This is a genomic window from bacterium, from assembly GCA_016873475.1.
Lineage (GTDB): Bacteria > Krumholzibacteriota > Krumholzibacteriia > JACNKJ01 > JACNKJ01 > VGXI01.
On the sequence record VGXI01000024.1, the window covers coordinates 1 to 24,147 of the forward strand.

A 24,147-nucleotide genomic window follows, 5' to 3' on the forward strand; every position below is an offset into this window, starting at 1 on the left:
GGCGAAGTCGCGGTGATAGCGGCAGTTGGGATTGGGGCAGAAGGGCGGCTGCCAGGTGGCGTTCGGTGCAGGTAGCGTGAGCATGCCCGGGCAGGGGCAGCTGCCGTACCAGGCACACTCTCCGCGGCACAACCAAAGGGTTGCGGTTTGTATTCACCGATAGTTGAATGACCCTGGCTGCGCTGCTGGCTGGCCACCGAGAGCCGAGGGAGGGACAGCGGGATGGACGAGCTCCGGCCGATCAAGGACTTCAGCGTGCTGGACAGCCCCGGCCAGATCGGCTCGCTTGCCCATGCCGACCGGCTGGCCATCCTGCGCACGCTGGGCGCGGAGCCCCGGACCGGGGCGGACCTGGCGCGCGCCCTGGGGTTGCCGGCCAACCGGGTCCACTACCACCTCAAGCAACTCCTCGAGCAGAAGCTGATCGAGGAGGTCGGCCGGGGGCGGAAGCTCTGGAAGGAGGAGCGTCTGTTCCGCAGCGCCGCCCGCCACTACATCGTGGACCCGGCCCTGGGCGGCAGCGCCTCCGAGGCCGAGTCCACCCTGCGGGCCTCCATCGAGCACGCCTTCCTCGACTGGCACCGCGAGGAACTCCTGCAGATCGACCTCGGCCGCGTCGCGCGCCGCATGGTGGAGACCTGTCTGTGCGCCCGCCCCGGCGAGCAGATCCTGGTGATGCACGGCCCGCTCGGCTTCGACCTCGCCGAACACCTGCACACCGAACTGCAGGCGATCGGCTGCCTCTCGCACACGCGCGCCTGGTCGCCGGGGACGATGCGCGCCATGCTCGAGCGCTTCAGCGAGGAGGAGCTGTCCGGGCTGGCGTTCATTCCCCCTGCCCTGGACGCGGCGCTGGACGGCGTCATCTTCCTGAGCGGCAACGCGCCCGCGGGTCCGCCGCCAGCGCCGGAGCTGCTCGCCAAGCTGCCGGCGCTGATGCACTGCGTCTCGACCTGGCAGAAGTCCCTCTACGCCCGCCGCCTGCGCTACCTGGAATTCGCGCTGCCCCTGCGCTGCGAGTTCAACGTGCAGGGCTCCGGCCCCATCAAGGGCGCCACCCCCGAGGAGGCGATCGGCGTCTTCTGGCGCTGCATCGAGGTCGACCAGGGCTCCCTCGCCGAGCGCGCAGAGGCCCTGGCGGCGCTCGTGGCGGCGGATGGCCTGCTGCGCCTGACCTGTCCCCTCGGCACGGATCTGCGCCTGCGCGTCGATTGCTCGCGGGCCTTCGTCCTCGATGGCGTGCTCAGCCCCGCCGACCTCGCCGCCGGTCGCAGCTTCGAGGGGCTGCCCGCCGGTACGCTCAACTACTTCCCGGTGCCGGGGACCGCCGAGGGGGTCTTCCGCGCCGACTACACCTTCCAGGGCGGCGCGCACGTGGAGAGCGTGTTCCTCACCTTGCGTGCGGGGCGGATCGTCGAGCTGCGCGCCGAGCGGAACGAAGAGCTCCTCCGGCGGCGCCTCGCCGCCGCCTCCGGGGATGCCGACCTCCTCTCGGGGGTGCGCTTCGGCCTCAATCCGGCCGGTCGCGGGCCCACCGGCAAACCCATCCTCGACGCCTGCCTTGCGGGGGCGCTCACCCTCCACTTCGGCAACAACGAGCTCCAGGGCGGAGACGTGCGCTCCACGCTGGACCTCATTCTCCCGGCCTGCTATCTCAGCGTGGACTGCGGGGCCACCCGGATCGTCGACGGCGGTCGGTTCACGGCGGCTCTGCCGCGCAACTAGACCCTGGGGTATCCATGCTCGACTGCGCCTTGCTCGCGGAGGAGTTTCCGCTTGCCCGCGATTGGTGCTATCTGGCCTCGGCCAGCAACGGCATCCTGCCGGAGCGCAGCCGCCGCTACCTCGAGCGCTACTTCGGCGAGCACCACTACCTCGAGCTGGAGCCGCAGTACCGGATGTTCGAGGACCTCGCCGCAGTTCGCGAGTGCGCGGCCCGGCTCTTCGGCGGCGCGGCCGCCAACTGGGCGCTGATGCCGAACACCAGCTACGGGCTGGGCACGATCGCCGCCGCCATCGACTGGCGGAGCGGCGACAACGCCGTGCTCGCCGACTGTGAATTCCCGGCGAACGTCACCCCCTGGCAGAACCTGGCCGCCCGCGGCGTCGGCCTGCGCTGGCTGGCAACCGGGGGCACGCGCGCCCAGGCCGAGCGCCTGCTCGCGCTCTGCGACGCCCGCACGCGGGCCATCGCGGTCAGCGGCGTGCAGTTCCACAACGGCTACGCGCCCGATCTCGCCCGGCTGGCCCAGCACTGCCGCGAGCGGGGCATCTGGCTCTGCGTGGACGGCATCCAGGGTCTCGGCAATCGCGACTGGCAGCTGCCGGTCCTCGGCGTCGACTTCCTCGCCGCCGGTGGCCAGAAGTGGCTCTGCGCTCCGCGGGGCACGGGCCTGCTCTACCTGTCCGACCGCGCGCTGGCGGCCCTGCGCGAGGGGCGTCTCCGCCAGGCCACCCTGGGTTGGCTCAACACGGATACCTGGAAGTTCACCGACCTGCTCGACTACACGCGCCCGCTCACCCAGACGGCGCGGCGGCTCGAAGTGGGCACCTACGCCTTCCACGATCTCATCTGTCTCGGCCACTCGCTCGCGCTGCTCGAGGCGCTGGGGCTGGCCGCCGTCGCCGCGCACAGCGACGCCCTGCGCGAGCGCTTCCTCGACGGCCTGCTCGCGCAGGGGCTCCAGGCGCCGCAGGGCCCCTACGCCGCGTCCTGCCTGGAGGACCCGGCGCCGCGCCGCAGCCAGGTCCTTTCGCTCGCCTGTCCAAACCCCATCGCCCTCTGGCGCCAGCTCGCGGCGCGGCGGATCGCGGTGAATCCGCGCGAGGGCGGGGTGCGCATCGCCTTCCACCACTACACCGATGTCGAGGATGTCGATCGCCTGCTGTCGGCCCTCGCCGCGCTCGCGGGCTGAGCTGGCGCGGCGCCTCAGGCGAGTCGAGGCGGGATCGCCTCGCTGAGCAGCTCGACGGCGCGGTCGACCTCGGCCGTGCGGCTCATGCGCCCCACGCTGAAGCGCAGCGTACCGCGCGCCCAGCGCGGCTCCAGGCCCATGGCGAGCAGCACGGCCGAGAGCTTGCCACCGTCGGTGTTGCAGGCGGCGCCGGGGCTGGCCGCAAGGCGGTCGCCGAGCCGTGCGAGGAGCTCGCCCGCCTCGAGGTCGGCGAAGGCCACGCTCAGCGTGTTGGGCAGGCAACTGCGCGAATCGCAGTCGACCGGGCCGTTCACCCGCATCCGCGTGGCGCTGAAATGCTGTCGCAGGCCTGCCAGGAGTCGCCCGCGCAGTTCCAGGCTATGGACCATGTCCTCTTCGAGCAGGTTCGCGGCCAGGTGCGCGGCCTCGCCGAGGCCGATGATCCCGGGGACGTTCTCAGTGCCGGCGCGGCGGCCCTGCTCCTGCCCGGCGCCACGGATGAGGGGCGGCAGCGCCAGGCCCGGACGCAGGTAGAGCGCCCCGACGCCCTTCGGCGCGTAGAACTTGTGCCCGGCCAGCGTCAGCGCGTCCACGCCGAGCTGCTCGACATCGACGCGCAGCTTGCCGACCGCCTGCGCCGCATCGCAGTGGAAGGGCACGGCCCGCTCGCGGCAGAGCCCGGCCAGTTCGCTCACGGGCTGCAGGGTGCCCACCTCGTTGTTGGCGAGCATCACGGAGACGAAGGCGGTCTCGTCGTCGAGCAGGGCCTCGAGGTCGGCGGGGCGGGTGCGGCAGAGCTCGTCCACGGGCAGAAGGCTGAGCCGCCAGCCGCGCGCGGCCAGCTGGCGCGCTGGCGCCATCACCGCCGGGTGCTCGACCGCGCTCACGATGAGGTGGCGCCGATCGGGCGGCGCCAGTTCGGCGAAGCCGAAGATGGCGGCGTTGTTCGCCTCGGAGCCGCCGCTGGTGAAGAGGATGTCCTCGGGGGCGGCGCCGATGAGCCCCGCGACGCGGGCCCGGGCCGCCTCGACCGCGGCCCGGGCGCTCCGCCCCAGCGCATGGCCGCTGGAGGGGTTGCCGAACTCCTCCTGGAGCGCGCCGAGAATGGCCGCCGCCACCCGCGGGTCCACGGGCGTGGTCGCGTTGTAGTCGAGGTAGACGAAGTCCTTCAAGCCATTCCCCCCGGTCCGGCAGCCGGGAGCTTAGCGGGGGCGGCAGTTGCTGCCTACGGAAATCGGCGCCGTGGCGCCCCTTGCCCGTCGCCGCCTTGCCCTGCCGTCTTGCGGGCCGTCTAGTCTGCTATGCCATTCGCACTTGCGCGGAGGGCGCGCAGGTTGCAGCCTGGGGTCGCCGGGCGCCCCCCGGCCGCCTGGAGGACTCCGATGGCCCATATCGTCACCGGCAACTGCGAGAACTGCCGCTTCACCGACTGCGTCACGGTCTGCCCCGTCGACTGCTTCCACGGCGACGAGCGGATGCTCTACATCGATCCCGAGGAGTGCATCGACTGCGCGGCTTGCGTGGAGGAGTGCCCCGTCCAGGCGATCTTCGCCGAGGACGACGTGCCCGCGAGCGAGCAGCACTGGATCGCCATCAACGCCGAGCGCGCGCCCGGCCTGCCCGTGGTGAACGCGAAGCAGGATCCGCTGCCGGGCGCCGAGGAGCGCAAGCAGGAGCTCGGCCTCTAGTCGGCGATCTCCTGGATCAGGAAGCGGTGCTTGCCGATGCGCGTCTTCTCGATGCGCTCGACGTGCTCGACGCTGAGCCTCACCCCCGGTCCGCAGTGCTTCTCCAGCGCCGCCAGGATGCGCCGCTCCTCGTCCGCGCTGTAGCGCGGCCCCGGCACCAGCTTCAGCACGGCCTCGCCGGCCGCCTTCTGATGGAACTGGAACTGGTCCACGGCCACGAAGAGATCGTCGTGGCGGTTGATGCTCGTCATCGAGATGCGCCGGCCGTCGGCGGCAACGAGGAGCTCCTGCAGCCGGCCATCCGGGCGGCCGATCAGCGGGAAGGGCAGACCGCAGGTGCAGCGCCGCGCCGTGTAGACGGCGCGATCGCCCGTGCGGTAGCGGATCAGCGGGAAGTAGTCGTGCAGCAGCGTGGTCCCCACCACCTCGCCGACGGCGCCCTCTGCCGTCACCGGCTGGCCGGCCTCGTCGAGCAGCTCGAGCACGCCGTACTCGCTGAAGACGTGGTGCCCCTCGCGCGCCGGGCACTGCGCCGCCGCGACGACGCGCTCGCTGTGGCCGTAGAGGTCCAGCACCGGCGCGGCGAAGGCCTGCTCGATGCGCGCGCGCTGGGCGTCGTAGAGCGTCTCGCTGCTGGTGATCACGGCGCGCACGGGCAGGCGCTCGCCGGCCTCGAGCAGCAGCGAAGCGAAGGCGCTGACCGCGGAGGGGTAGCCGCGGAAGATCTCGGGCTTGAAGGCGCGCGCGAGCGGCAGCATCCAGGCGAAGTGCTCGCGTGTGAGATCGTCGCTGCTCAGGGCCAGGGTGTTGCGGCGCCGATCCTGGCTCCAGAGCGCGCGCTGGCCGTCCTTCTGGCCGGCGCTGCCCGCGCACATCACCTCGCGGCTCGTGTCGGAGAGGCCGGCCCAGCTGCGGAAGCGCACGACGAAGGCGTACTCGGTCGGATAGGTGCGCGCCGTGTGGCGATAGAAGCCGACCGGGATTCCGCTCGAGCCGCCCGTGCTCGCGTACTGGAGAACGCCGCGGTCCTGGCTGTCCGGGACCATGGCCTCCAGGTTGTCGCGCAGCTCCTCCCGGCCGATCAGCGGCAGGCGCGCCAGATCCTCGCGGCGCTTGAAGTCCTCGGGCGCCATGCCGAGCGCCGCGAAGCGCGCGCGCCAGAAGGCGGTGCGGCGGGCCGCGTGGCGGACCATCTCCACCAGCTTGCCCTCCTGCCACTCGGCCAGGCGCTCGGGACTCCAGCCCTGGCTGCGCGCAATGAAGCGCCAGGTCTCGGCGAAGGCGCCGCGGTGGCGCCAGGCCGGCGGCACCCGCCAGTAGAGCCGATGGAGGAGCTGATCGGGTTCGAGCGTGGGCACTGGCATGGCCATGGTCAGCGACCTCTCCGTGGCGCCGGCGGGCGCAGGCGCTGGAAGGGCAGGCGCAGCAGCCGGCCGCTGCCGGCGCGCAGGGCGAGCACCCAGGCTGGCGTCTCGCGGGCGAAGAAGAAACCCCAGTGCAGGCGGAAGGTCTCCTCGCGCAGCCACCAGCGCAGGGCGCTGGCGAGGTAGCCGGGGCGCCGCTTCAGGTGCATCCAGATGCTCGGATACTGGATGGCCAGATAGGGCCCGCCCGTCACCCAGAACTTCGTGCAGGGGCGCTCGTGATTGAGGGGGTGGCTGCACCACTCGAAGTTGGCCAGCGTCTGGGCCGCTTCGGCGGGGGTTTCGAGGCGCACGCGCCAGTCCGCGGTCTGGCGCACCGGCGCGACCTGCAGCCCGGCGACGCCCTGCCCGTCCAGTTCGATGCGGAAGACGGCGTTGTTCTGCTGGCTGCGCCGGAAGAGGGCGAGCTCGGCCCGGGAGAGAAAGGGCTCGTAGTCGACGAGCAGGCTGCCCAGGCTGTAGAAGATGGCCGCCTGGCGGCCGTCGGGCCGGCGCCGCCACTCGAGCCCCTGGAGGAAATGCGGATGGTGGCCGAGGATCACGTCGGCCCCCGCATCGACGATCGCGCGGCAATCGGCCTGGTGATCCGGCGCCGGGAAATCGACGAACTCGCGGCCCTTGTGCACGGAGACGAGCACGAGGTCCGCCTTCTGGCGGGCGCGCAGGACATCCTCGATGACGAGCTGGCGGCGAAAGGGCGCATTGCCGGGCGTCTTCTCGCCCGCGTTGCTGTTCGGATCGTCGGTGGCGTAGGAGAGGAGGGCGACCGTGCGCCCCCTCGCCTGGAGCAGCGCCGGCTGGCGCGCCGCCGCCAGGTCGGCGCCGCTGCCGCTGCTTGCGATGCCGGCCGCGGCCAGGCGCGCCCGCGTGAATTCGATGGGGCCGAGCCCGTGGTCCATCGTGTGGTTGCTGGCCAGGCAGGCCAGGTGGAAGCCGCCGGCGACGAAGTGCGGGATCAGCGCGGGATCGGTCAAGTAGCTGATCCGCTTCTCCGGCTCCCACATCCGGGCGCCCTCGCGCGGCCCGAAGACCGTCTCCAGCTGCGCGAAGACGAGATCTGCGCCGGCCCAGAGGCGGCGGACTTCCCCGAAGGGGTGTTCCGCCGGCCCCTCCCGGAGGAAGGCCATGAGGTCGCGTTCCCAGATGATGTCGCCGGAGGCGTAGAGGACGAGCGTTTCCCCGGCGGGCTTGCCGTCGCGATCGGGCGGCAGCAGGCGACCGCTGGCGCGATCGAGGCGGAAGCGGGAAGAGCGATCCGCGCTGCGAAACCAGCGCGGGGGCTTGGGGGGCGAGTGCAAGGGCGCAAGGGCCTCCGGGACGGGGTCCGGGCCGCTAACGCAACTCCGATGCCGGGCGGTCGCGGCCCTCGACTCTAGCGCGAGGCGCCTTGCGGCTCAAGCGCGGTCTCGCCGCCGGCCGGCGCGCCGGGCGACCGCGCGCAGCAGGTTGCGCGCCGGCGCATCCAGGCCGGCGCACAGGGCGACGTAGACCAGCATGCCCAGCGGAATGCGCAACGCGAGGGTCAGCGCGTGGTTCTCGCTGGCCGGAACCAGGCGCACGGCGAGGAACATCAGCGCGCCGGCCAGGGCGTAGACCGCGAAGCTGCGCAGCGGAAAGCGCAGGCGCAGGTAGCGCTGGCTGAAGAGGCCGCCGCCGAAGACGTAGATGGCATAGGCGATCAGCGTCGTGATCGCCGCGGCGATCATGCCCAGACGCGGAATCAGCACCCAGTTGAGGCCCAGGTTGACGGCGGCCGCAATGCCGAGGAAGAGCGCCAGCCAGCCCGTGCGCTTGGTCAGGAAGAGTCCGGCCAGGAAGGGATAATAGGCGCCCTGAATGACCTTGGCGCCCAGGACCCAGGGTATCACGGCCGCCGCTGGCAAGTACTTCTCGCTCGCCATGAGCCCGATCAGTTCCGGGGCAACGGCGCTGACGCCGAAGAGCACTGGCATGGCGACGAGGCTGTAGTAGCGAAGGAAGCTCTCGAGACTGGCGCGCGCCGGCTCCGGTCCCTCCTCATTGTAGACGTTCATCGTCACCGGGATCAGCGCGCTGTTCAGCGCGGCAACGAGGAAGAGCGTCACGTAGTTGGCCATGTTGTAGCCGGCCGTGTAGAGGCCCAGCTCTTCCGCGGACCGAAAGTAGCTCAGGAAGTAGCGGTCGCTCCAGTCGGTGATGAAGCCGGAGACGTTCAGCCCCAGCAGCGGCAGCCCGTAGAGGACCGACTCCTTGATCACCGGTCGCTCCAGGATCCGCCACCGCCACTCGAGCCGTCGCAGGGCATAACCGAGGCAATAGAGGAAGATCAGGCCCTCGGCGAGCAGGGTCCCCGTGAAAAAACCGGTCAAGCCCCAGCCGAAGGTCGCCGCGAAGAGGAGCGGGATGCCCATCGCCAGGTAGCGCTCGGCGACGAGCACGGTCGAGCGCAGGAGCGCGCGCTCCTGGCTCTGGACGATGCTGAGGACCATCTGCGTCAGGTTGCGAAAGAGCACGAGAGCGGCGCAGATGGCGATCAGGCGCCGGGCCGCGGCGGGCAGGAGGCTCTCCGGCAGGAAGAGGACGAGCAGCAGGAGCAGGCTGATCGCGAGGCCGATCAGCACGCTGGCGCTGAGCATGGAGGAGGCGAGGGCGCTGGTGCCGCCCGGGCGCAGACCGGTCTTGAACTCGCCCCAGAGGCGAACGACCGCCGGGCGCAGGCCGGCGCCGCTCAGCGTGCTGGCGAACTTGAAGGTGCTGTCAACCAGTCCGAGGATGCCGTACTGCGCCTCCGTGAAGAGGCGCGTGAAGATCGGAAAGGAGATGATGCCGGTCAGGGAGGAAAGGGTCTCGGCCACCATGTAGAAGGACGCCTGACGGCCAACTCGCCTGAGGACGGACACGCTCTCTCCGGGGCTAGGGGGTTGCCTGCGCGCCGGGCGAGACTAGGGGCTGCTCGGGCGGGCGTCAATGGCGGGCTGGCACCGCCGACCGCGGCAATCGCGCCTTCTGATCGCAGCGAGGCCCGGTCGCGGCTCAGACCTTGACGCCGGCCTCCTCGGCCTCGAGCAGGCGCTCGACCTCGATGGCCGCCATGCAGCCGCTGCCCGCCGCGGTCACGGCCTGGCGATAGACCTTGTCCTGCACGTCGCCGCAGGCGAAGACCCCGCGCAGCTTGGTGCGCGTGTTGTCGGTCTTGAGGTAGCCGGCCTCGTCCATGTCGAGCTGGCCGACGAAGAGCTCGGTGTTCGGCTTGTGGCCGATGGCGATGAAGACGCCGTCGCAGGCAAGCTCGCTGAGCGCGCCGGTCTTGGTGTCCTTCAGGCGGATGCCGGTGACAGCGCCGGTGCCGCCGTCGATGATGTCTTCGACCGCCTTGTTCCAGACGAACTCGATCTTCGGATTGTTCAGCGCCCGATCCTGCATGATCTTGCTCGCGCGCAACTGGTCGCGGCGGTGCACGACGCGCACGCGCTTGCCGAAGCGCGTGAGGAAGTTGGCTTCCTCCATGGCCGTGTCGCCGCCGCCCACGACGACGATCTCCTTGTCCTTGTAGAAGAAGCCATCGCAGGTCGCGCAGGCGCTGACGCCGCGTCCCATCAGGCGCGACTCGCTGGGCAGGCCGAGCAAGCGGGCCGTGGCGCCCGTCGCGATGATCACGGCGCGGGCGCTCAGCTCGCGGCTGCCGACCCAGAGGCGATAGGGGCGCTGGGACAGGTCGATGCGATCCACGTCGCCGGCGATGAACGCCGTGCCGAAGCGCTGGGCTTGCTTGCGGAAGTTGTCCATCATCTCCGGGCCGAGGATGCCTTCGGGGAAGCCGGGGTAGTTCTCGACATCCGTCGTGATCGTGAGCTGGCCGCCGGCCTGCAGGCCCTCGATGACCAGGGGCTTCAGTTCCGCGCGGGCGGCGTAGATGGCCGCGGTCAGCCCTGCCGGGCCGGTGCCGATGATGATCACATCGCGAAGTTCGCTCATGCTCGCCACTCCTCCTCGCAACGCCTGCGCCGCAGCCGGTGGGTTCAGGCGGCAAGCTACCCGCTCTCCGGAGGCCGCGCAAGGGCGCCGACGGCTCAGGGCGGGCTTGTGGCCGCCGGCGTCGCAAACCACGAGATCTGGGGGACAGTGGCTAAGCCAAGGCGCCGCAAGGGGCTGTGGACAAGCCGGGTTTCTCGCCCTGAGGTCTTGAATGTAAGATATTGGCTCTTATGGTATTGTGTCGATTTCCACCGCTCGGGCAGGTTTTCCACACTGTCTTCTTCGTCTGACTGCCGGGGGGGCCTCCGGGCCGCTCCCGGGCGGGCAGCGGGCATGGGGCCGCCGACCGGGCCTCGCCCCTTGGGCGCCCCCTGCGGACTCGGAGAGGCGACTCGGCCCCGGGCGCTCCCGCGCTCCGGCTAGCGGTTGAGCAGCTCCTGCTCGCCGCGCTTATCGCCCATTGGCGCCAGCGGTCCGGCCGCTTTGGGGGCCTGGGCGGCGGCCGCCTTCTCGCCCATCTTGCAGTTGCCCTCGAAGAAGACGCCTTCGTCGATGACCAGGCGCTTCGTGATGATGTCCCCCTCGAGGTGGCTGCCCGACTGCAGCTCGATCCGGGAGCTGGCAACGATGTTGCCGAGCACCTTCCCGGCGATCACGGCATCCCGCACCTTGAGGTTGGCCCGCACCATGCCGGTGCGGCCCACTTCCAGGGTCTCCTGGCACTCGACTTCGCCGTCGAATTCCCCCTCCACCCGCAGGGTGCCCTTGACCCTGATGGTGCCCTTGAAGTGGCTGCCGGCACCGAGGATGGAAGCGTTGCCGCCGCTTGCCGCGGGACGGCCCGGCGCGTTGTCCTCGTCGCGTCCGAACATGGTGTCCTCCTTGTGATTTCCTCAGGAGAGGCCGGCCCTCAGGCTAGTCGTTCGGCCTGCTCAGTCCAACAAGAAACTGCGCGGATCCACGGGGATTCCGTTCCGGCGCAACTCGAAGTGCAAGTGGGGGCCGGTGCTGCGGCCGGTGTTGCCGAGGAAGGCGATGACGTCGCCGCCGAGCACTCGATCCTCCTTGTTCACGGAGAGCGAGCTGTTGTGCCCGTAGAGGCTGGTCAGTCCGAAGCCGTGGTCGATCAGCACGAAGTTCCCGTACTCCTCGTTCCAGCCGGCCACGAGGACGACGCCGTCGCCCGCGACGCGGATCGGCGTGCCCGTGGGCGCCGCGATGTCGATGCCGGGATGGTGCTCGTCGCCGCGCTTGCTGCTGAACTCGCGCGTCACCCATCCTCGAACCGGCCAGAGGCTCGGCGAGCCCTGGAGCAGCTGCTTGTTCTCGCCCACCGGGTCGGGGCCGATGAGTTCCGGGGCCTCGCCGCTCTGGATCCGCCGCGCCACCTGGGCCTGCAGCAGCGACTCCGGGAGCGCCTCGCGCACGCCGAGCATCTCCTGGACCTTCAGCAGCACCAGGGTGGTCTCTTCGAGCTGTGTCTCCAGGCTGTGCACCCGCGCCACGCGGGTGGTCATCGCGTCCAGGCGTCGCTCGAGGATGCGCCGTTGCTGCCGTTCAAGGATCAGAGATCCCGAGGAGAAGATGAGAAAAAGGAGTGCCAGCATCCCAACCACGATGAAAGCGGCCAGGATGCGGAAGTAGACGAAGGGGATGTCCCAGTCCAGGGACTCCTGGCCGGTATCCGGTACGAGATGCACGCGCACGCGCCGAGGTGCGCGACCGCGAGTTTCCAACAGCCACTTCCAAGCAGACAGCGTCGCCTCCCTGCGCCCCTTGCGCCGGCCCTAGTGCGCCCCGTCCAATGAGACGCCGAGCGCCTGCATGATCCGCTCGAGTTCGCGATCGCTCGCGAAGCTGACGACCAGCTTCCCGCGACCGCCCCGGTAGTCGAGCTGTACGGGCAGCCCGATGCGCGCCTCCAGTCCGGCGCGGATGCTGCGCAACAGGGGATCGCTCGCGGGCCCCGGCCGCGCCGGCGCCGGCTTGCGCACCTTCGCGAGGCGCTCCACCTGCCGTACCGAGAGACTGCGCCGCTCGACCATTCGCGCCAGCTCGAGGCAAGTCGCGCGGTCCAGCTTGATCAGGGCGCGCACGTGCCCCGCACTGAGCGCCCCGCGCGCCACCATGTCCTGCACCTCGTCCGGCAACTGCAGCAGGCGCAGAGTGTTGGAGACCGTGCTCCGGTCCTTGCCAAGATGCGCGCCCAGCTCCTCCTGCGTCCAGGCGAACTCGTCGACCATCACTCGATAGGCCTGGGCCTCCTCGATCGGATTCAGGTCCTCGCGCTGGAGGTTCTCGATCAAGGCGAGCTTCAGGCTCTCGCGCTCATCCACCTCGGTGAGGATGGCGGGAATGCTCGTGCGGCCGGCCTTGTGGCTCGCGCGGTAGCGCCGCTCGCCGGCGACGATCTCGTAGCGGTCGCCGCGCTGCGTCACCAGGATTGGCTGGATGACGCCTTCCTGCGCGATGGAGTCCGCGAGCTCGGACAGTTTGCCATCATCGAAGTGCCGTCGCGGCTGTCGCGGGCTCGCGACGATCCGATCGAGAGGTAGCTCGATCACCGATTTCAACGGCATTTGGATGGGCTGCGGAGCTCGCTGCGGGGCCGCGGCCAGGCTGCTGCCGGGCGGGTTCGCAGGGCGATCTTCTGCCAGGATGGCATCAAGCCCCTTTCCCAATACCTTTTTCTGCATGGATCACCTCCTGGGCGAGGCGGATGTAGCTCTGCGCGCCCGGGGATTCGACATCGTAGAGGATCACGGGCTTGCCGAAGGAGGGAGACTCCGAGAGCTTCACGTTGCGCGGGATCACGCTGGCGTAGACCCGATCGCCGAAGTACTCGATCGCCTCCTGGGCGACTTGTCGCGAGAGATTCAGCCGGCGGTCGTACATCGTCAGCAGGATGCCCTCGATGAAGAGAGCGGGGTTGAGCCCCTGCTGGATGCGTGTGATCACACTGAGGAGCTGCCCCAGGCCTTCGAGCGCATAGTACTCGCACTGAATGGGGATGAGCACGGAGCGCGCCGCCGAGAGAACATTCACCGTCAGCAGCCCAAGGCTCGGCGGGCAGTCGATGATCAGGAAGTCGTAGCCCGTCGCCGGCGCCAGCGCCTTGCGCAAGAAGTAGGCGCGCTCGGGCTGGTCGACCAGTTCGACCTCGAGCCCGCTCAGCCGGTGCGTGGCGGGCAGCAGCGTGAGGCCAGGGACAGGGGTGCCGAGAAGGCTCTCTTCAAGCCGCGCCTGATCGATCAGCAGCTCGTAGATCGACCGTTCGATCGCCTGGACGGCGGCGCCAACTCCGCTTGTGGCATTTGCTTGCGGGTCCATGTCGACGAGCAGAACGCGGTGCCCCGCCGCGGCGAGGCTGGCGCTGAGGTTGACCGCCGTTGTGGTCTTGCCGACGCCGCCCTTCTGGTTGGCGATGGCGATGATGCGTGGCATGGGGGGTCCCTTCCATGGGCGGGGGAGGTCGCGGCCGTTTGTAGCGCGAGTGCCGCGAGAAGTCAACGAGCACGTTTCACGTGAAACGTCCGCCGTTGCTAGCGGCGGCTACTGCGCAGGAAGCAGAGCAGTCGCTCGCTGCCCATGAACAGGAGCAGGCGCGCGACCTGCCAGCCGTCTCGCGTCCAGGCGCGGCCGTCGGCTTCCCACTCCCTGAGGAGGCCCTCGCCGCCCTTCAGGTGCAGGGCATCGCTGAGCCATTCCCCGCCGAGCAGGGGGCGGCACCAGGCAAGAGTATCGCGAACGGACCCAAGCGCGCGCGCCAGCAGGCAGGCCGGGCCGTTCCAACCCTCTTCTTCGAGCCAGTCGGGAAGGGAGGGGTCCTCGAGGCGTCCGCCCCAGACGCCCGCCCGATCGAGTGCGAGAGCCTCCAGGGTCTCGTCGAGGAAGTCGGCCTTGTTGCTGCGCGACTCGACGAGGAGGAGGTCGGGGACGGCTACCCCGCGATCTGCGAGCACGAGGTGCAGGGGAAGTCCCGGCACGCCGGAGCCGCTGCCGGCGTCGATGAGAAGGCGCGGGGGCTCGTCCTCGGGGCTCGTTTCACGTGAAACGTCTGCCCAGGCGCCGACAAAGGGAAGCGAATCGAGGAGGTTGATCAGGATCTGCCGTTCCGGCTCCCGGCGTGAGACGAGATTGAGCCGCTCATTGGCGGCAAGCACCCGCCGGGCATGCAGCTCCAGGCGCTCGAAGCACATTGACGATGGCGCCGGGCCAAGACTCTCCAGCGAGAGGGGAAGCGGCGAGAGCCTGGATGCCCAGGCCGGGTGCAAGAGCGCCGCCGGCGGCGGCGCTCCCGCCTCCAGCCAGCGCGCATGCGCCGCCAGCTCGCGCTGCCAGGATGCTGCAAGTGCGCCCGCCGCCAGAAGCCCGCTCATCCGCTCTCCGTGCTAGACTGGCCCGCGCGGCGGCGGCTCTCGAGATGGACCATCAACACCGACAGGTCGCTGCGCCTCACCCCGGGCACCCGCCCCGCCTGCCCGAGGCTCCTCGGGCGGCAGCGCTGCCAGCGCTCTCTGGCTTCTCGGCTGAGACCCGAGATGCGCTCGAAGTCCGTACCTTCTTCAATAGCAAGGGATTCCAGGCGTCGGTATCTCTCTGCCGCCTTTCGCTCGCGCTCGATGTAGCCGGCGTACTTGACGCGCGTCTCCAGCTGGGCCTTCTCGTAGCCGCTCATCGGCTCCAGTCCGGCCTGCCCCTCGACCAGGTCGTCGACCAGCACCCCTGGCCGTTTCAGGAGATTCAGGGCGCTTGCCCCTGGCGGGCCCGGCAAGGTCGCACCCGTCCCCGCCACTGGCCTCATCTTGTTCAATATCAACATGTTACGCGTTATACGGCGCTGCGAGTCCTCGTGCCGGGCAAGCGCCTCGGCGCTGACGAGCCCGAGGTCCCGGCCCTGCCCCAGCAAGCGCTCCTCGGCGTTGTCGCAGCGCAGCATCAGCCGGAACTCGGCGCGAGAAGTGAACATGCGGTAGGGCTCGTCGGCTCCGAGCGTGACGAGATCGTCGACCATCACGCCGAGGTAGGCCTGCGTCCGGTCCGGCACCCAGGGCGCCCGGCCCTCCAGGCTCAGGCTCGCATTGATGCCGGCCAGGAGTCCCTGCGCCGCCGCCTCCTCATAACCGCTCGTGCCGTTGATCTGCCCGGCCAGGAAGACGCCCGGCAGGGCGCGCAGCTCGAGGCCGGGCCGGAGTTGCCTGGGATCGACGGCGTCGTACTCGACTGCGTAGCCGGGAACAAGCATCTCCGTGGCCTCGAGGCCCGGAATCGCATGCAGCAGTTCGAGCTGGATCGCTGCCGGCAGGCTGGTGGAGAGCCCGTTGATGTAGATCGAATCCGTTGCCAGACCCTCCGGCTCCAGAAAGATCTGGTGGCGTTCCCGATCGGGAAAACGCACGACCTTGTCCTCGATCGAAGGACAGTAGCGCGGTCCGATGCCCTGGATGCTACCGCTGTACAGAGGACTGTGGGCGAGGTTTGCGACGATGAGTCGGTGCAGGGCCGGTGTCGTGGCCGTGATGTGGCAATCCACCTGCGGCCGCTCGATCGCTGTGGTGGAGAAGGAGAAAGGCTGCGGCGGATCGTCGCCGGGCTGTGGCGTGCAGCGGGCGAAGTCGACGCTGCGGCGGTGCACGCGCGGCGGCGTACCTGTCTTCAGGCGCTGCAGGCGCAGGCCGAGGCCGAGCAGCGCCTGGCTCAGGCTCTCCGCCGCCGCCTCGTTGCGGCGGCCGCCGGGACGGCGCTCCCGGCCGGTGTGCAGAAGGCCGCGCAGGAAGGTGCCCGTCGTGAGCACGAGGGCGCGGCCGATCAGCTCCCGGCCGTCGGCCAGACGCAGGCCGGCGAAGCGGCCCGCCTCGACGAGGAAGTCGCTCGCCTCGCCTTCGATCAGGCACAGGCGCGGCTCGGCCTGCAGCTTGGCGAGCATCCCCTGCGCGTAGGCGTCCTTGTCCGCCTGCGCCCGCGGCGCCCGGACGGCCGGACCCTTGCGCGTGTTGAGCAGGCGGAACTGGATGCCATGGGCGTCGATGTGCCGGGCCATCTCGCCGCCGAGCGCGTCGATCTCGCGCACCAGCTGTCCCTTGCCGAGTCCGCCGATGGCCGGATTGCAGCTCATGCGCGCCACGCTGGCAATCGACAGCGTGACCAGCCCCGTGTCGAAACCGCGCCGCACGCAGGCGAGGGCGGCTTCGACGCCGGCGTGGCCGGCGCCGACGACGAGGATGTCGAATCGAGTCTGCTCGTTCATGCTCACTTGCCGACACAGAAGCGGGAGAAGATCTCCGCCAGCACGGCCTCGCCCAGCGCGCGGCCGCTGAGCTCGTCCAGGGCCGCGAGCGCTTCGCGCAGCTCCCGCGCGAGCAGCTCGGGCTCGAGGGCGGCGACGGTCGCCGCATCGAGGCCTGCGAGTACCGCCTGGGCGGCGCGCAGACGCGCGCTCTGGCGGCGATTCAGCGCGAACTCCAGCTCGAGCAGCGCCTGCTGCCGCCCGCCGGTCGCCAGCTCCAGGAGGCGAGCGCGCAGGGCCGGCAGACCTTCGCCACTCAGCGCCGAGACAGCCAGGCCGATCTCGCCCGCAGGCAAGAGGTCCGTGTAGGGGGCGGCGTCGAAACCCGGCAGATCCGCCTTGTTGACGACCAGCAACTCCTGCCCAGGGCGCAAGGACCGCAGCCGCGCGGCCTCGTCCGCGCCGGGAGGACGGCTGCCGTCGCAGACCCAAAGCGCGAGCCGCGCCGTGGCGGCGGCCGTAGCGCTGCGCGCAACGCCCTGGCGCTCCGCCTCGGCCGCGGGTTCGCGCAGCCCGGCGGTGTCGATCAGGGAGAAGTGCAGCCCCGACTGCTGCCAGCTCTCGCGCAGGAGGTCGCGCGTGGTGCCCGGCTCGGCGGTCACGATGGCGCGCTCTTCGCCCAGGAGCGCATTGAAGAGCGAGCTCTTGCCCACGTTCGGCGCCCCCAGCAGCGCGACGCTCACGCCCTCGCGCAGGAGGATTCCATCGGCGGCGCCCGCAAGGAGGACGCCCATCTCCTCGCGCAGGCTCGCGATCGTCGCGGCCAGGGTCTCGCGGCTGACGAACTCGATGTCCTCCTCGGCGAAGTCGATCCCCGCCTCGAGATCGCACAGGAGGCCGAGCAGGCCTGCCCGCAGGGGCGCCAGGCGCCGGCTCAGGCTGCCGCTCAGCTGATGAAGGGCGAGCCGGCGCGCGCCCTCGCTGCGGCTGTGGATCAACTCGGCGACAGCCTCAGCCTGCACGAGGTCCAGGCGGCCATTGAGGAAGGCGCGGTAGGTGAACTCGCCCGCATGCGCGGCCTTGAGCCCCAGCGCGAAGAGCGCTTCGAGGATGGCGTTCACCGTGGCGGGCCCGCCGTGCGTGGAGATCTCGACGACCTCCTCGCCCGTGTAGCTGTGCGGTCCCGGCATCCAAGCCGCGAGCACCTCGTCGAGTGGGCGGCCCTCGCCGTCGACCAGCCGGAGCCTTTGGAGGCGGCGGGGTCTCAGCTGCGGCGGCCTGGCGTCGGGCCGCTGCAGGCGCTCGAGGGCTGCGCGCGCCTGCGGCCCGCTCAGCCGGAGCACGGCCAGCGCCCCCTCGCCTGGGGGCGTGGCCAGGGCGGCGATGGTTGCCTCAGGTGCGTGCATGGCCTCGCCGGACGCTCGGCCGGATCCGCGCCGGGATCCGGCCGCCGGGGATGCTTCGTCTAGCGGCGGCGCCGGCGGCGCGCGGACGCGCTGCCCTCCTCACCGCCGAGCTTGAGGACGCGCCGGGCGAGATCGCTCGGGAAGGCCTTCTCCACCGAGTCGTCGCCCACGGAGCGCGTCGGGCTCAGTTCCTCGGGGCGCGTGATCGCGGGCCCGGCGGCGACCTCGTCCTCGCCGCCCCAGCGATCGCCTTCCTCATGGCGGCGCTCGCCGCGCTCGCGGCCTCGCCGATCGCCCCGCCCGCCGCGCTCGCGGCGCCGGTCGTCGTGTCCGCGCTCGCCGTCCCGGCGCGAGCGCCCGCGCTCCTCACGTCCCTGGCCCTTCGCCTCGCCTTCCTGGCGGCCCGGCGAGAAGTCCTCTCGCTCGGGGCCTGCGCTCTCGACCGCAATCGGCGTTGCGGCCAGAGGCGGCCTGTCGCTCGGCGGAACCACTTCCTCGCGCTGGCCTTCGCTGCGCGCGGCGCCCCGGCCATCGCGGCCTCGTCCGCGTCCGCCGCGCCGGCGAGCTGGGCGCTGACCGCGGGCGTCCGTCTCGCTGCCGCCTTGGCTGGATTCCACGCCCGGCGCCTCGTCGCCCCGGTGGCGAGCGCCGCCGCCCGCCCCGCGGCCGGGGCGCTGGCCCTCGCGGCCCTCGCGCGCGCTGCGGGTGGGCGCGTGCAGGCGCTCGCGCTCCTCCTCGCGCCGCCACTGCGCTTCGGCCTCGAGCATCGCCGCGTCCTCTTCGGATTCATCGTAGGGCAGGCGGCGCGCCCGGAAGCCCGGGTCGGGCACGCGATCGTAGGCGGTCTCGTCCGCCTGCTCGCCGGCGAGGGCGATCACCACGCGCCGCCGGGAGCCACGGCCCACCGTGTAGGTGCTCACGTCCGTGCGCTCGGCCAGCGCCACGTGCACGATGCGCCGGTCCTGCGCGCTCATCGGGTCCAGGGTCAGGCTGCGGCCTTCGGCGACGACCTGATCGGCCACCTCTTTCGCCTTGTCGCCGAGGTTCGCCTCGCGCCGCGCGCGATAGTCCCCAACGTCGATGTTGACCACCGCGTTGCGCCCCTTGCGGGCGGCCACGATGCGCTGCGAGAGGTGGCGCAGCGCGTCCAGGGTCTGCCCGCGGCGTCCGATGAGCAGACCGTCGTCCTCGGGCGCGTCGATGCGGATGTCGGTCTCTTCCCCGTGCGTCTCGACCGCGAGGCTGAACTTCACGTCCATCAGTTCGAGCAGGGTGCGCACCACCTCGGCCGGATCCAGGTCGCCGGGCACGATCGGCCGCAGGCGCAGCCGCACGGGCTTGCCGCCGAAACCGAGGAAGCCGCGGCCGCCCTCGTCCAGAACGTCCACCTGCACCTGTGCGCGGCTCAGGCCCAGACTGGTCAGCCCCTTGGCGAGGGCTTCGTCCTTGGTCCTGCCTTCGACATCGATGCTCTTCATCGCGACTCCTTAGGCGCCCGCACTGACGACGCGGGGCTTATCCAGACCCTTGTGGATGTAGTACTGCTGGGCGGCCTGGAGGATGTTGTTGACCAGCCAGTAGAGGACGAGCCCGGAGGGCATGCGGTAGAAGACGAAGGTCATGAACACGGGCATGATCTTGTTCAGGATGGCCATCTGGGCGGCCTGCGGGCTCTCGGCGCCCATGCCGAGGCCGGAGCCGCCCAGCTTCTGCTGCACCCAGACCGAGACGCCCATCAGGATGGGCAGCACGCTGATCGCGTTGTCGATGAAGCCCCCGAGGAGGGGGATCGCGAAGGGCAGCGCGTAGATCACGTCCATGTTCGAGAGATCGTCGATCCAGAGCATGAAGCCCGCACCGCGCAGCTCGACGGCGCCGCGCAGCACCCGATAGAGGGCGAAGAAGACGGGCATCTGCAGGAGCAGGGGCAGACAGCCGCTGAGCGGATTGACGCCGGCGCGCTTGTACAGCGCGAGCATCTCCCGGTTCAGGCGCTCGCGATCGCTCTTGTACTTGTCCTGCAGGGACTTCAGCTCGGGCTGGATGGCCTGCATGTCCTTCATCGACTTCAGGCTCTTGTGGGTGAGCCGGTAGAAGAGGACCTTCGTGAAGATCGACAGCAGGATGATGTTGAGCCCGTAGTTCGGGATGAAGCGGCTGAGGAAATCCATCAGCCACTTGATGGCGAGGCTGATCGGGCGGATCAGCGTCCCCATGTCGACCAGGTGCTCCAGGCCGCGGCCGTGGGCCTTCAGCGTTTCGAAGAGCAGGGGGCCGGCGTAGACCTGGAACTCCTCGGCGTAGCGCGTACGGTTGCCGCCGAGGGCGAAGCGAGCGCGCCAGCCCAGGCGCTCGGCGCCGTGGTCGCCGACGAGCAGGGCGTTGCCGTTCTGTAGCGTGTTCGGGACCAGCGCGGCCAGGAAGTACTTGCTCTTCGTGGCGACCCACTGGAGGGTGCCCTCCTCCGAGCGCAGGGCCGGGGCCTCGCCGCGGAAGTTGCGCAGGCTCTTCTTCTCCTGCTGATCCCCCACGCGGTAGACGCTCTGGAAGGAGCTGAGGTCGTCCTTGCGGTTCTTCTCGGTGGGCGCGAGCCCGACGCTCCAGTCCAGGACGATCGCCTGGGCCTGCCCGAAGCCGCCCTGCAGGTCCGCCTCGACCGCAAGGCCGATGTCGTAGCTGTCGCCGTGGAACTGGAAGCGCTTGACCAGGCTCCCGCCCTGGCCGTCCTGGAGCCGGAACTCGAGAGCGCCCTGCTCGTCGCCGCGAATGCGCAGCCGCCCGCCCGCCGGCGGGTTGACGAGGGTGAAGGCGGCGCTGCCGCTCGCAAAGGTGCCCGCGGGGAGCTCGAGCTCGACGCCGAGCGCCGCGGCCGTGTCCCCGTGGGCGGCGGCGAGCAACTCCACGTGCTCGCTGCCGACGCCGGCGTAATCGAGCAGTTCGATCCGCCTGAGCTGCGCCCCCCAGGAGTCGAGCAGATAGCGCGCGCGGTCGGTCTCGACGACGACGAACTGCCGCGGCCCTGCCGGGGCGGCCGGGGCCACCTGGGCGCTGGGGGCCGGCGCCTCCGGGGCGGGCTCGCTCGTCGCTGCGGGCTGCTCGGAGGCCTGCTTCTCGGCCCCGGGCGCCGGTCGCTGGGCCGGCTGATAGCGGGCCATCCAGACAGACCAGATGATGAGCAGCAGAAGGATCAGGCCGAAGCCGATGCGGGTGTTGCGGTCCATGCGACCTCTCGCGGTACTCCGCGGATCCCGTCCTAGTCGGGCACGGGATCGTGGCCGCCCGGGCTCAGGGGGTGGCAGCGGCCGAGACGGCGCAGGGCCAGCGCGCTCCCCTTGAGGGCTCCATGCCGCCTGACTGCCTCCTGCGCATAGCAGGAGCAGGAGGGGCTGAAGCGGCAAGCATCGGGAAGGACGGGCGAGAGGAACTTGCGGTAGGCGCCGAGGAGGAAGAGGAGAGGCCTAGCGAGCATCGTCGTCCCTGCTCATCGATTCCGATACGAGGTCCAACCGGGTCAGCAGTTTCTCGAGTTCGCCGGCGATCTCCGGGCTCTTGGTCCCCTCGATGCCGGCACGGGCGATCAGGATGTAGGCTCCGCACGGGCGGAGCCGGCCCAAGTGGGTCCGAAACGCTTCCCTCAACAGCCGCTTCGCACGGTTGCGGCGTACGGCATTGCCGACCTTGCGGCTGGCGATGACGGCGACGGCAAGTGGTGCTTCCGGCTCTCCGTAGAAGAGGATCAACCGCCGGCCGATGGCCTTGCGGCCCGAGGCGTAGATCGACTGGAATCGCCCCGCCGGGATTCTGCCGGGTCCGGGACGCTCGATCGGCGCCGAGGCCATGCCGGCAGCCTGGACAAGCTCAGACGGTCAGGCGCCGACGGCCCTTGGCGCGACGCGCGCTCAACACGGCCCGCCCCGCCTTGGTGCTCATGCGCTTGCGGAATCCATGGGTGCGCTTGCGCTTGAGGTTGCTGGGCTGGAAGGTCCTTTTCAAGGCTAACCTCCTCTACAAAGTGGCCTAAATTAGAGGGATGCGGGCCTCAAGTCAAGGGCAAAAGGTCCGGCCCGCCCAGGCCCCGGGCAGGGAGCGCCCGGGTTGGCGTTGCGGCCATCTTTCTGCTTTAGATTCAATGACTTGTAACTTTTTCCACAGGGTCGCGCTTTTCGATTGAAAACGCCGCCCGGACTCTGCTAGTTTGCCGGCTGCCTGAGGCATCCAGGGCAACATGGCCCCCGCCTTTTCCACTGTTTCCAACTCCTTACAATGGATAGCGGAGTTCTCGCCCTATCGGCGCTGTGGATAAGTCTGTGCCCGCCTGTGGAATGCCGGTGTAATCTGTTGTCTGGTTATTGGTTGGGCGGTTTTCCACGCGGTGGACAGTGGAGGTCGCTACTTGGCAATGTCCGAGCTCGAGACGGGTGCCCTCTGGGAGCAGATCCTGGAGGTCGTTCGCGGCCAAGTCAATGGGCAGTGTTTCAAGACCTGGTTCCTGCCGGCGCGTCTGCTCCGGCTGTCCGACCAGACCCTCTACCTGGGTGGCCCCAACCAGTTCTTCCTCGACTGGCTCTCGGAGCACCACCGGGACACGCTCGAAGTGGCGGCCACCGAGGTGCTGGGCTTCACGCCGGCTTTCGAGTTCCTGGCCTCGGAAGCGCCTGCCCTGCCTGGCAAGGAGGAGCAGGAGCAGCGGCGCAACCGGGGCGGCTTCTTCCGCCGCTACACGCCGCCGGCGACGAAGAGCGTGGGCCTTCAACTCAACGCCAACTACACCTTCGAGGAGTTCGTCGTCGGGGACAACAACCGCCTCGCCAACGCGGCCAGTCTGGCGGTGGCCGATAAGCCGGGGCGAGTCTACAATCCGCTCTTCGTCTACGGAGGGGTTGGGCTCGGCAAGACCCACCTCGCCCAGGCCATCGCCCACTCGGTGCTCGCCGTGCACCGCAAGGCGAGAGTTTCCTATACCTCGAGCGAGCGCTTCATCAACGAGCTGATCTTCTCCATCCGGCAGGGCAAGACGCTCGAGTTCAAGAACCGCTACCGCGGCGTCGACCTGCTCGTCATCGACGACATCCAGTTCCTGGCCGGCAAGGAGAGCACTCAGGAGGAGTTCTTCCACACCTTCAACGCGCTCCACGACGCGGAGAAGCAGATCGTGGTGACCAGCGACCGGGCGCCAAAGGATATCCGCGAGTTGGAGGAGCGCCTCGTCAGCCGTTTCGAATGGGGGCTCGTCACGGACATCCAGCCGCCGGATCTCGAGACGCGCATGGCCATTCTGCGCAAGAAGACCGAGAAGGACAATATCGCCATTCCGGACGACGTGCTCTTTCTCATTGCCGAGAACGTGCGGAGCAACATTCGCGAGCTGGAAGGCAGCCTGATCCGGCTCCTCGCCTTTGCCGGGCTCACGAACAGCCCGATTGACATCGATCTCGCCCGCGAGGTCTTCAAGGAGGTCGTGACGCGGCAGCCGCGCGTCCCGAACATCCAGGAAATCCAGAGGCTCGTGGCCGGCCACTTCCACCTGACCATCGAGCAGCTGACCTCGGACAAGCGCAACAGCGAGATCGTGCTGCCCCGTCAGGTGGCGATCTACCTGAGCCGAGAATTGACGGGAAAGAGCCTCAGCGAGATCGGCCGCGACTTCGGCGGCCGCGACCATACGACGGTCCTGCACGCCTGCCGCAAGATCGCTCAAGCACTGAACCAGCCCGGCGAATTGCGCAGTACGGTGCTGCACTTCCAGCAGCACTTCGGCCAGATTCACTGACCGGTGGAGAAGAACCGTGGATAGCGCGTGGACAGCCGCTCGGACCCAGAGCACTCCCCGTTCCTGGGGACGCGTCCTGCGGAGTCTCCCGTGTTACGCGCAGTCCCGGTGGACAGCCGGCGCCCGCCAGCACCCGGAAAAATGGGGCATTGCCAAGCTCTCCCCGGGGTTCTACACATTGTACACAGCCCCTATTGCTACTTCTGTCTTTCATGAGAAGACAGAAGAAGAGAAGGCGACCCGAGGCAGACACCCGCGCTGAGAGTCTGCGCCCAGGCGCCGCGATCAGGAGGTAGATGCGTGAAGTTCTCGCTTTCCCAGCCGGAGTTGAGCCGACTGGCCGGTCTGGCCGGCAACGTGGTGCCGGGCAAATCCACCTTGCCGATCCTCTCGACCCTCCTCGTCAGGGCGGACAAGGAAGGCGTCCTGGTTGCCGCGACCGACCTCGATATCTCGATCCAGCTGCGCACCGAGGCGGCGGTAGAAAAGGCGGGGTCCGTGGCGGTGCCAGCCAAGCGCTTCGCCGATATCGTGCGCAAGCTCGAGGCCGTAGACGTCCATCTCGAGACCGCGGACGGCGCTCTGGCGATTCGCTGCGGGCGGGCCAGCTTCCGCATTCCGACGATGCCGGTGGAAGACTACCCGAAGCTACCGGAAACGAAGGATATCGAAGCCTTCGCGGCGCCGGCGGGCGTGCTCAAGAGCATGATCCGCCGCACCCGCTTTGCGGTATCCACCGACCTCGCACGGCCCTCGATGAACCC

22 protein-coding genes are annotated in these 24,147 nt (G+C 69.8%); 5 read left to right on the forward strand and 17 right to left on the reverse strand.

Going from position 1 to position 24,147, the window contains the following annotated elements:
• The first annotated feature begins 222 nt into the window (after positions 1-222).
• Together FJ251_03665 and FJ251_03670 are read left to right on the forward strand one after the other, a co-directional pair.
• Positions 223-1,725: a helix-turn-helix domain-containing protein gene (locus FJ251_03665; protein MBM4116828.1), complete on the forward strand. Its 1,503-nt coding sequence runs from the start codon at positions 223-225 to the stop codon at positions 1,723-1,725.
• A gap of 14 nt (positions 1,726-1,739) precedes the next feature.
• Positions 1,740-2,915 (forward strand): aminotransferase class V-fold PLP-dependent enzyme, encoded by a 1,176-nt coding sequence (locus FJ251_03670; GenBank protein ID MBM4116829.1) that lies wholly within the window; start codon positions 1,740-1,742, stop codon positions 2,913-2,915.
• A gap of 14 nt (positions 2,916-2,929) precedes the next feature.
• Here FJ251_03670 and FJ251_03675 read toward each other — a convergent pair whose 3' ends face one another.
• On the reverse strand, positions 2,930-4,087 hold the full coding sequence (locus FJ251_03675) for a cysteine desulfurase (GenBank protein ID MBM4116830.1): 1,158 nt from the start codon (positions 4,085-4,087) through the stop codon (positions 2,930-2,932).
• 210 nt (positions 4,088-4,297) lie between these two features.
• Here FJ251_03675 and FJ251_03680 point away from each other — a divergent pair, with 210 nt between their 5' ends.
• Positions 4,298-4,603 carry a ferredoxin family protein gene (locus FJ251_03680; GenBank protein ID MBM4116831.1) on the forward strand — a complete coding sequence of 102 codons (306 nt, stop codon included), beginning with the start codon at positions 4,298-4,300 and terminating at the stop codon, positions 4,601-4,603.
• Here FJ251_03680 and FJ251_03685 read toward each other — a convergent pair.
• The 16 genes from FJ251_03685 to FJ251_03760 all read right to left on the reverse strand — a co-directional run bounded on the left by FJ251_03685 (position 4,600) and on the right by FJ251_03760 (position 21,606).
• A complete protein-coding gene (locus FJ251_03685; GenBank protein MBM4116832.1) occupies positions 4,600-5,973 on the reverse strand; it encodes a phenylacetate--CoA ligase family protein in 1,374 nt (457 codons plus the stop codon). The two genes, FJ251_03680 and FJ251_03685, sit on opposite strands and share 4 nt — an antisense overlap.
• Positions 5,974-5,975: 2 nt before the next feature.
• Complete coding sequence (locus FJ251_03690; protein ID MBM4116833.1) at positions 5,976-7,325, reverse strand: CapA family protein; 1,350 nt, start codon at positions 7,323-7,325, stop codon at positions 5,976-5,978.
• A gap of 96 nt (positions 7,326-7,421) precedes the next feature.
• Positions 7,422-8,906: a hypothetical protein gene (locus FJ251_03695; protein MBM4116834.1), complete on the reverse strand. Its 1,485-nt coding sequence runs from the start codon at positions 8,904-8,906 to the stop codon at positions 7,422-7,424.
• Between the two features lie 133 nt (positions 8,907-9,039).
• Positions 9,040-9,981, reverse strand: coding sequence for a thioredoxin-disulfide reductase (trxB, locus tag FJ251_03700; protein MBM4116835.1), 942 nt, complete (start codon positions 9,979-9,981; stop codon positions 9,040-9,042).
• A 419-nt stretch (positions 9,982-10,400) separates the two neighbouring features.
• A complete protein-coding gene (locus tag FJ251_03705; GenBank protein ID MBM4116836.1) occupies positions 10,401-10,853 on the reverse strand; it encodes a polymer-forming cytoskeletal protein in 453 nt (150 codons plus the stop codon).
• A 60-nt stretch (positions 10,854-10,913) separates the two neighbouring features.
• The gene (locus FJ251_03710) at positions 10,914-11,681 is read right to left on the reverse strand and encodes a hypothetical protein (protein MBM4116837.1); all 768 of its coding nucleotides are present in this window, start codon (positions 11,679-11,681) and stop codon (positions 10,914-10,916) included.
• An 87-nt stretch (positions 11,682-11,768) separates the two neighbouring features.
• The gene (locus tag FJ251_03715) at positions 11,769-12,677 is read right to left on the reverse strand and encodes a ParB/RepB/Spo0J family partition protein (GenBank protein ID MBM4116838.1); all 909 of its coding nucleotides are present in this window, start codon (positions 12,675-12,677) and stop codon (positions 11,769-11,771) included.
• Positions 12,646-13,425 carry a ParA family protein gene (locus tag FJ251_03720; protein ID MBM4116839.1) on the reverse strand — a complete coding sequence of 260 codons (780 nt, stop codon included), beginning with the start codon at positions 13,423-13,425 and terminating at the stop codon, positions 12,646-12,648. The genes FJ251_03715 and FJ251_03720 overlap by 32 nt, the downstream gene beginning before the upstream one ends.
• 98 nt (positions 13,426-13,523) lie before the next feature.
• Complete coding sequence (locus tag FJ251_03725; protein MBM4116840.1) at positions 13,524-14,360, reverse strand: hypothetical protein; 837 nt, start codon at positions 14,358-14,360, stop codon at positions 13,524-13,526.
• Positions 14,357-16,228 carry a tRNA uridine-5-carboxymethylaminomethyl(34) synthesis enzyme MnmG gene (mnmG, locus tag FJ251_03730; protein ID MBM4116841.1) on the reverse strand — a complete coding sequence of 624 codons (1,872 nt, stop codon included), beginning with the start codon at positions 16,226-16,228 and terminating at the stop codon, positions 14,357-14,359. The genes FJ251_03725 and mnmG overlap by 4 nt, the downstream gene beginning before the upstream one ends.
• Before the next feature lie 2 nt (positions 16,229-16,230).
• Positions 16,231-17,613 carry a tRNA uridine-5-carboxymethylaminomethyl(34) synthesis GTPase MnmE gene (mnmE, locus tag FJ251_03735; GenBank protein ID MBM4116842.1) on the reverse strand — a complete coding sequence of 461 codons (1,383 nt, stop codon included), beginning with the start codon at positions 17,611-17,613 and terminating at the stop codon, positions 16,231-16,233.
• 59 nt (positions 17,614-17,672) lie between these two features.
• Positions 17,673-19,091, reverse strand: coding sequence for a KH domain-containing protein (locus tag FJ251_03740; GenBank protein MBM4116843.1), 1,419 nt, complete (start codon positions 19,089-19,091; stop codon positions 17,673-17,675).
• A gap of 9 nt (positions 19,092-19,100) precedes the next feature.
• Positions 19,101-20,834: a membrane protein insertase YidC gene (yidC, locus tag FJ251_03745; protein MBM4116844.1), complete on the reverse strand. Its 1,734-nt coding sequence runs from the start codon at positions 20,832-20,834 to the stop codon at positions 19,101-19,103.
• A 32-nt stretch (positions 20,835-20,866) separates the two neighbouring features.
• Complete coding sequence (gene yidD, locus FJ251_03750) at positions 20,867-21,082, reverse strand: membrane protein insertion efficiency factor YidD (GenBank protein ID MBM4116845.1); 216 nt, start codon at positions 21,080-21,082, stop codon at positions 20,867-20,869.
• On the reverse strand, positions 21,072-21,452 hold the full coding sequence (rnpA, locus tag FJ251_03755) for a ribonuclease P protein component (protein ID MBM4116846.1): 381 nt from the start codon (positions 21,450-21,452) through the stop codon (positions 21,072-21,074). The genes yidD and rnpA overlap by 11 nt, the downstream gene beginning before the upstream one ends.
• 19 nt (positions 21,453-21,471) lie before the next feature.
• Positions 21,472-21,606 (reverse strand): 50S ribosomal protein L34, encoded by a 135-nt coding sequence (locus tag FJ251_03760; protein ID MBM4116847.1) that lies wholly within the window; start codon positions 21,604-21,606, stop codon positions 21,472-21,474.
• 406 nt (positions 21,607-22,012) lie between these two features.
• Here FJ251_03760 and dnaA point away from each other — a divergent pair, with 406 nt between their 5' ends.
• Together dnaA and FJ251_03770 are read left to right on the forward strand one after the other, a co-directional pair.
• Positions 22,013-23,383 carry a chromosomal replication initiator protein DnaA gene (gene dnaA / locus FJ251_03765; protein ID MBM4116848.1) on the forward strand — a complete coding sequence of 457 codons (1,371 nt, stop codon included), beginning with the start codon at positions 22,013-22,015 and terminating at the stop codon, positions 23,381-23,383.
• A 300-nt stretch (positions 23,384-23,683) separates the two neighbouring features.
• Positions 23,684-24,147: DNA polymerase III subunit beta (locus tag FJ251_03770; GenBank protein MBM4116849.1), on the forward strand; the 464-nt coding region annotated here is incomplete at its 3' end.

What these genes read in the sequence shown, in the direction of transcription:
- FJ251_03680 (MBM4116831.1), top strand. Translation starts at nt 4,298, where the DNA reads ATGGCCCATATCGTCACCGGCAACTGCGAGAACTGCCGCTTCACCGAC.
- FJ251_03740 (MBM4116843.1), bottom strand. Translation starts at nt 19,091, where the DNA reads ATGAAGAGCATCGATGTCGAAGGCAGGACCAAGGACGAAGCCCTCGCC.
- FJ251_03725 (MBM4116840.1), bottom strand. Translation starts at nt 14,360, where the DNA reads ATGAGCGGGCTTCTGGCGGCGGGCGCACTTGCAGCATCCTGGCAGCGC.
- FJ251_03685 (MBM4116832.1), bottom strand. Translation starts at nt 5,973, where the DNA reads ATGGCCATGCCAGTGCCCACGCTCGAACCCGATCAGCTCCTCCATCGG.
- yidD (MBM4116845.1), bottom strand. Translation starts at nt 21,082, where the DNA reads ATGCTCGCTAGGCCTCTCCTCTTCCTCCTCGGCGCCTACCGCAAGTTC.
- mnmE (MBM4116842.1), bottom strand. Translation starts at nt 17,613, where the DNA reads ATGCACGCACCTGAGGCAACCATCGCCGCCCTGGCCACGCCCCCAGGC.
- mnmG (MBM4116841.1), bottom strand. Translation starts at nt 16,228, where the DNA reads ATGAACGAGCAGACTCGATTCGACATCCTCGTCGTCGGCGCCGGCCAC.
- trxB (MBM4116835.1), bottom strand. Translation starts at nt 9,981, where the DNA reads ATGAGCGAACTTCGCGATGTGATCATCATCGGCACCGGCCCGGCAGGG.
- yidC (MBM4116844.1), bottom strand. Translation starts at nt 20,834, where the DNA reads ATGGACCGCAACACCCGCATCGGCTTCGGCCTGATCCTTCTGCTGCTC.
- FJ251_03720 (MBM4116839.1), bottom strand. Translation starts at nt 13,425, where the DNA reads ATGCCACGCATCATCGCCATCGCCAACCAGAAGGGCGGCGTCGGCAAG.
- FJ251_03715 (MBM4116838.1), bottom strand. Translation starts at nt 12,677, where the DNA reads ATGCAGAAAAAGGTATTGGGAAAGGGGCTTGATGCCATCCTGGCAGAA.
- dnaA (MBM4116848.1), top strand. Translation starts at nt 22,013, where the DNA reads ATGTCCGAGCTCGAGACGGGTGCCCTCTGGGAGCAGATCCTGGAGGTC.
- FJ251_03665 (MBM4116828.1), top strand. Translation starts at nt 223, where the DNA reads ATGGACGAGCTCCGGCCGATCAAGGACTTCAGCGTGCTGGACAGCCCC.
- FJ251_03705 (MBM4116836.1), bottom strand. Translation starts at nt 10,853, where the DNA reads ATGTTCGGACGCGACGAGGACAACGCGCCGGGCCGTCCCGCGGCAAGC.
- rnpA (MBM4116846.1), bottom strand. Translation starts at nt 21,452, where the DNA reads ATGGCCTCGGCGCCGATCGAGCGTCCCGGACCCGGCAGAATCCCGGCG.
- FJ251_03670 (MBM4116829.1), top strand. Translation starts at nt 1,740, where the DNA reads ATGCTCGACTGCGCCTTGCTCGCGGAGGAGTTTCCGCTTGCCCGCGAT.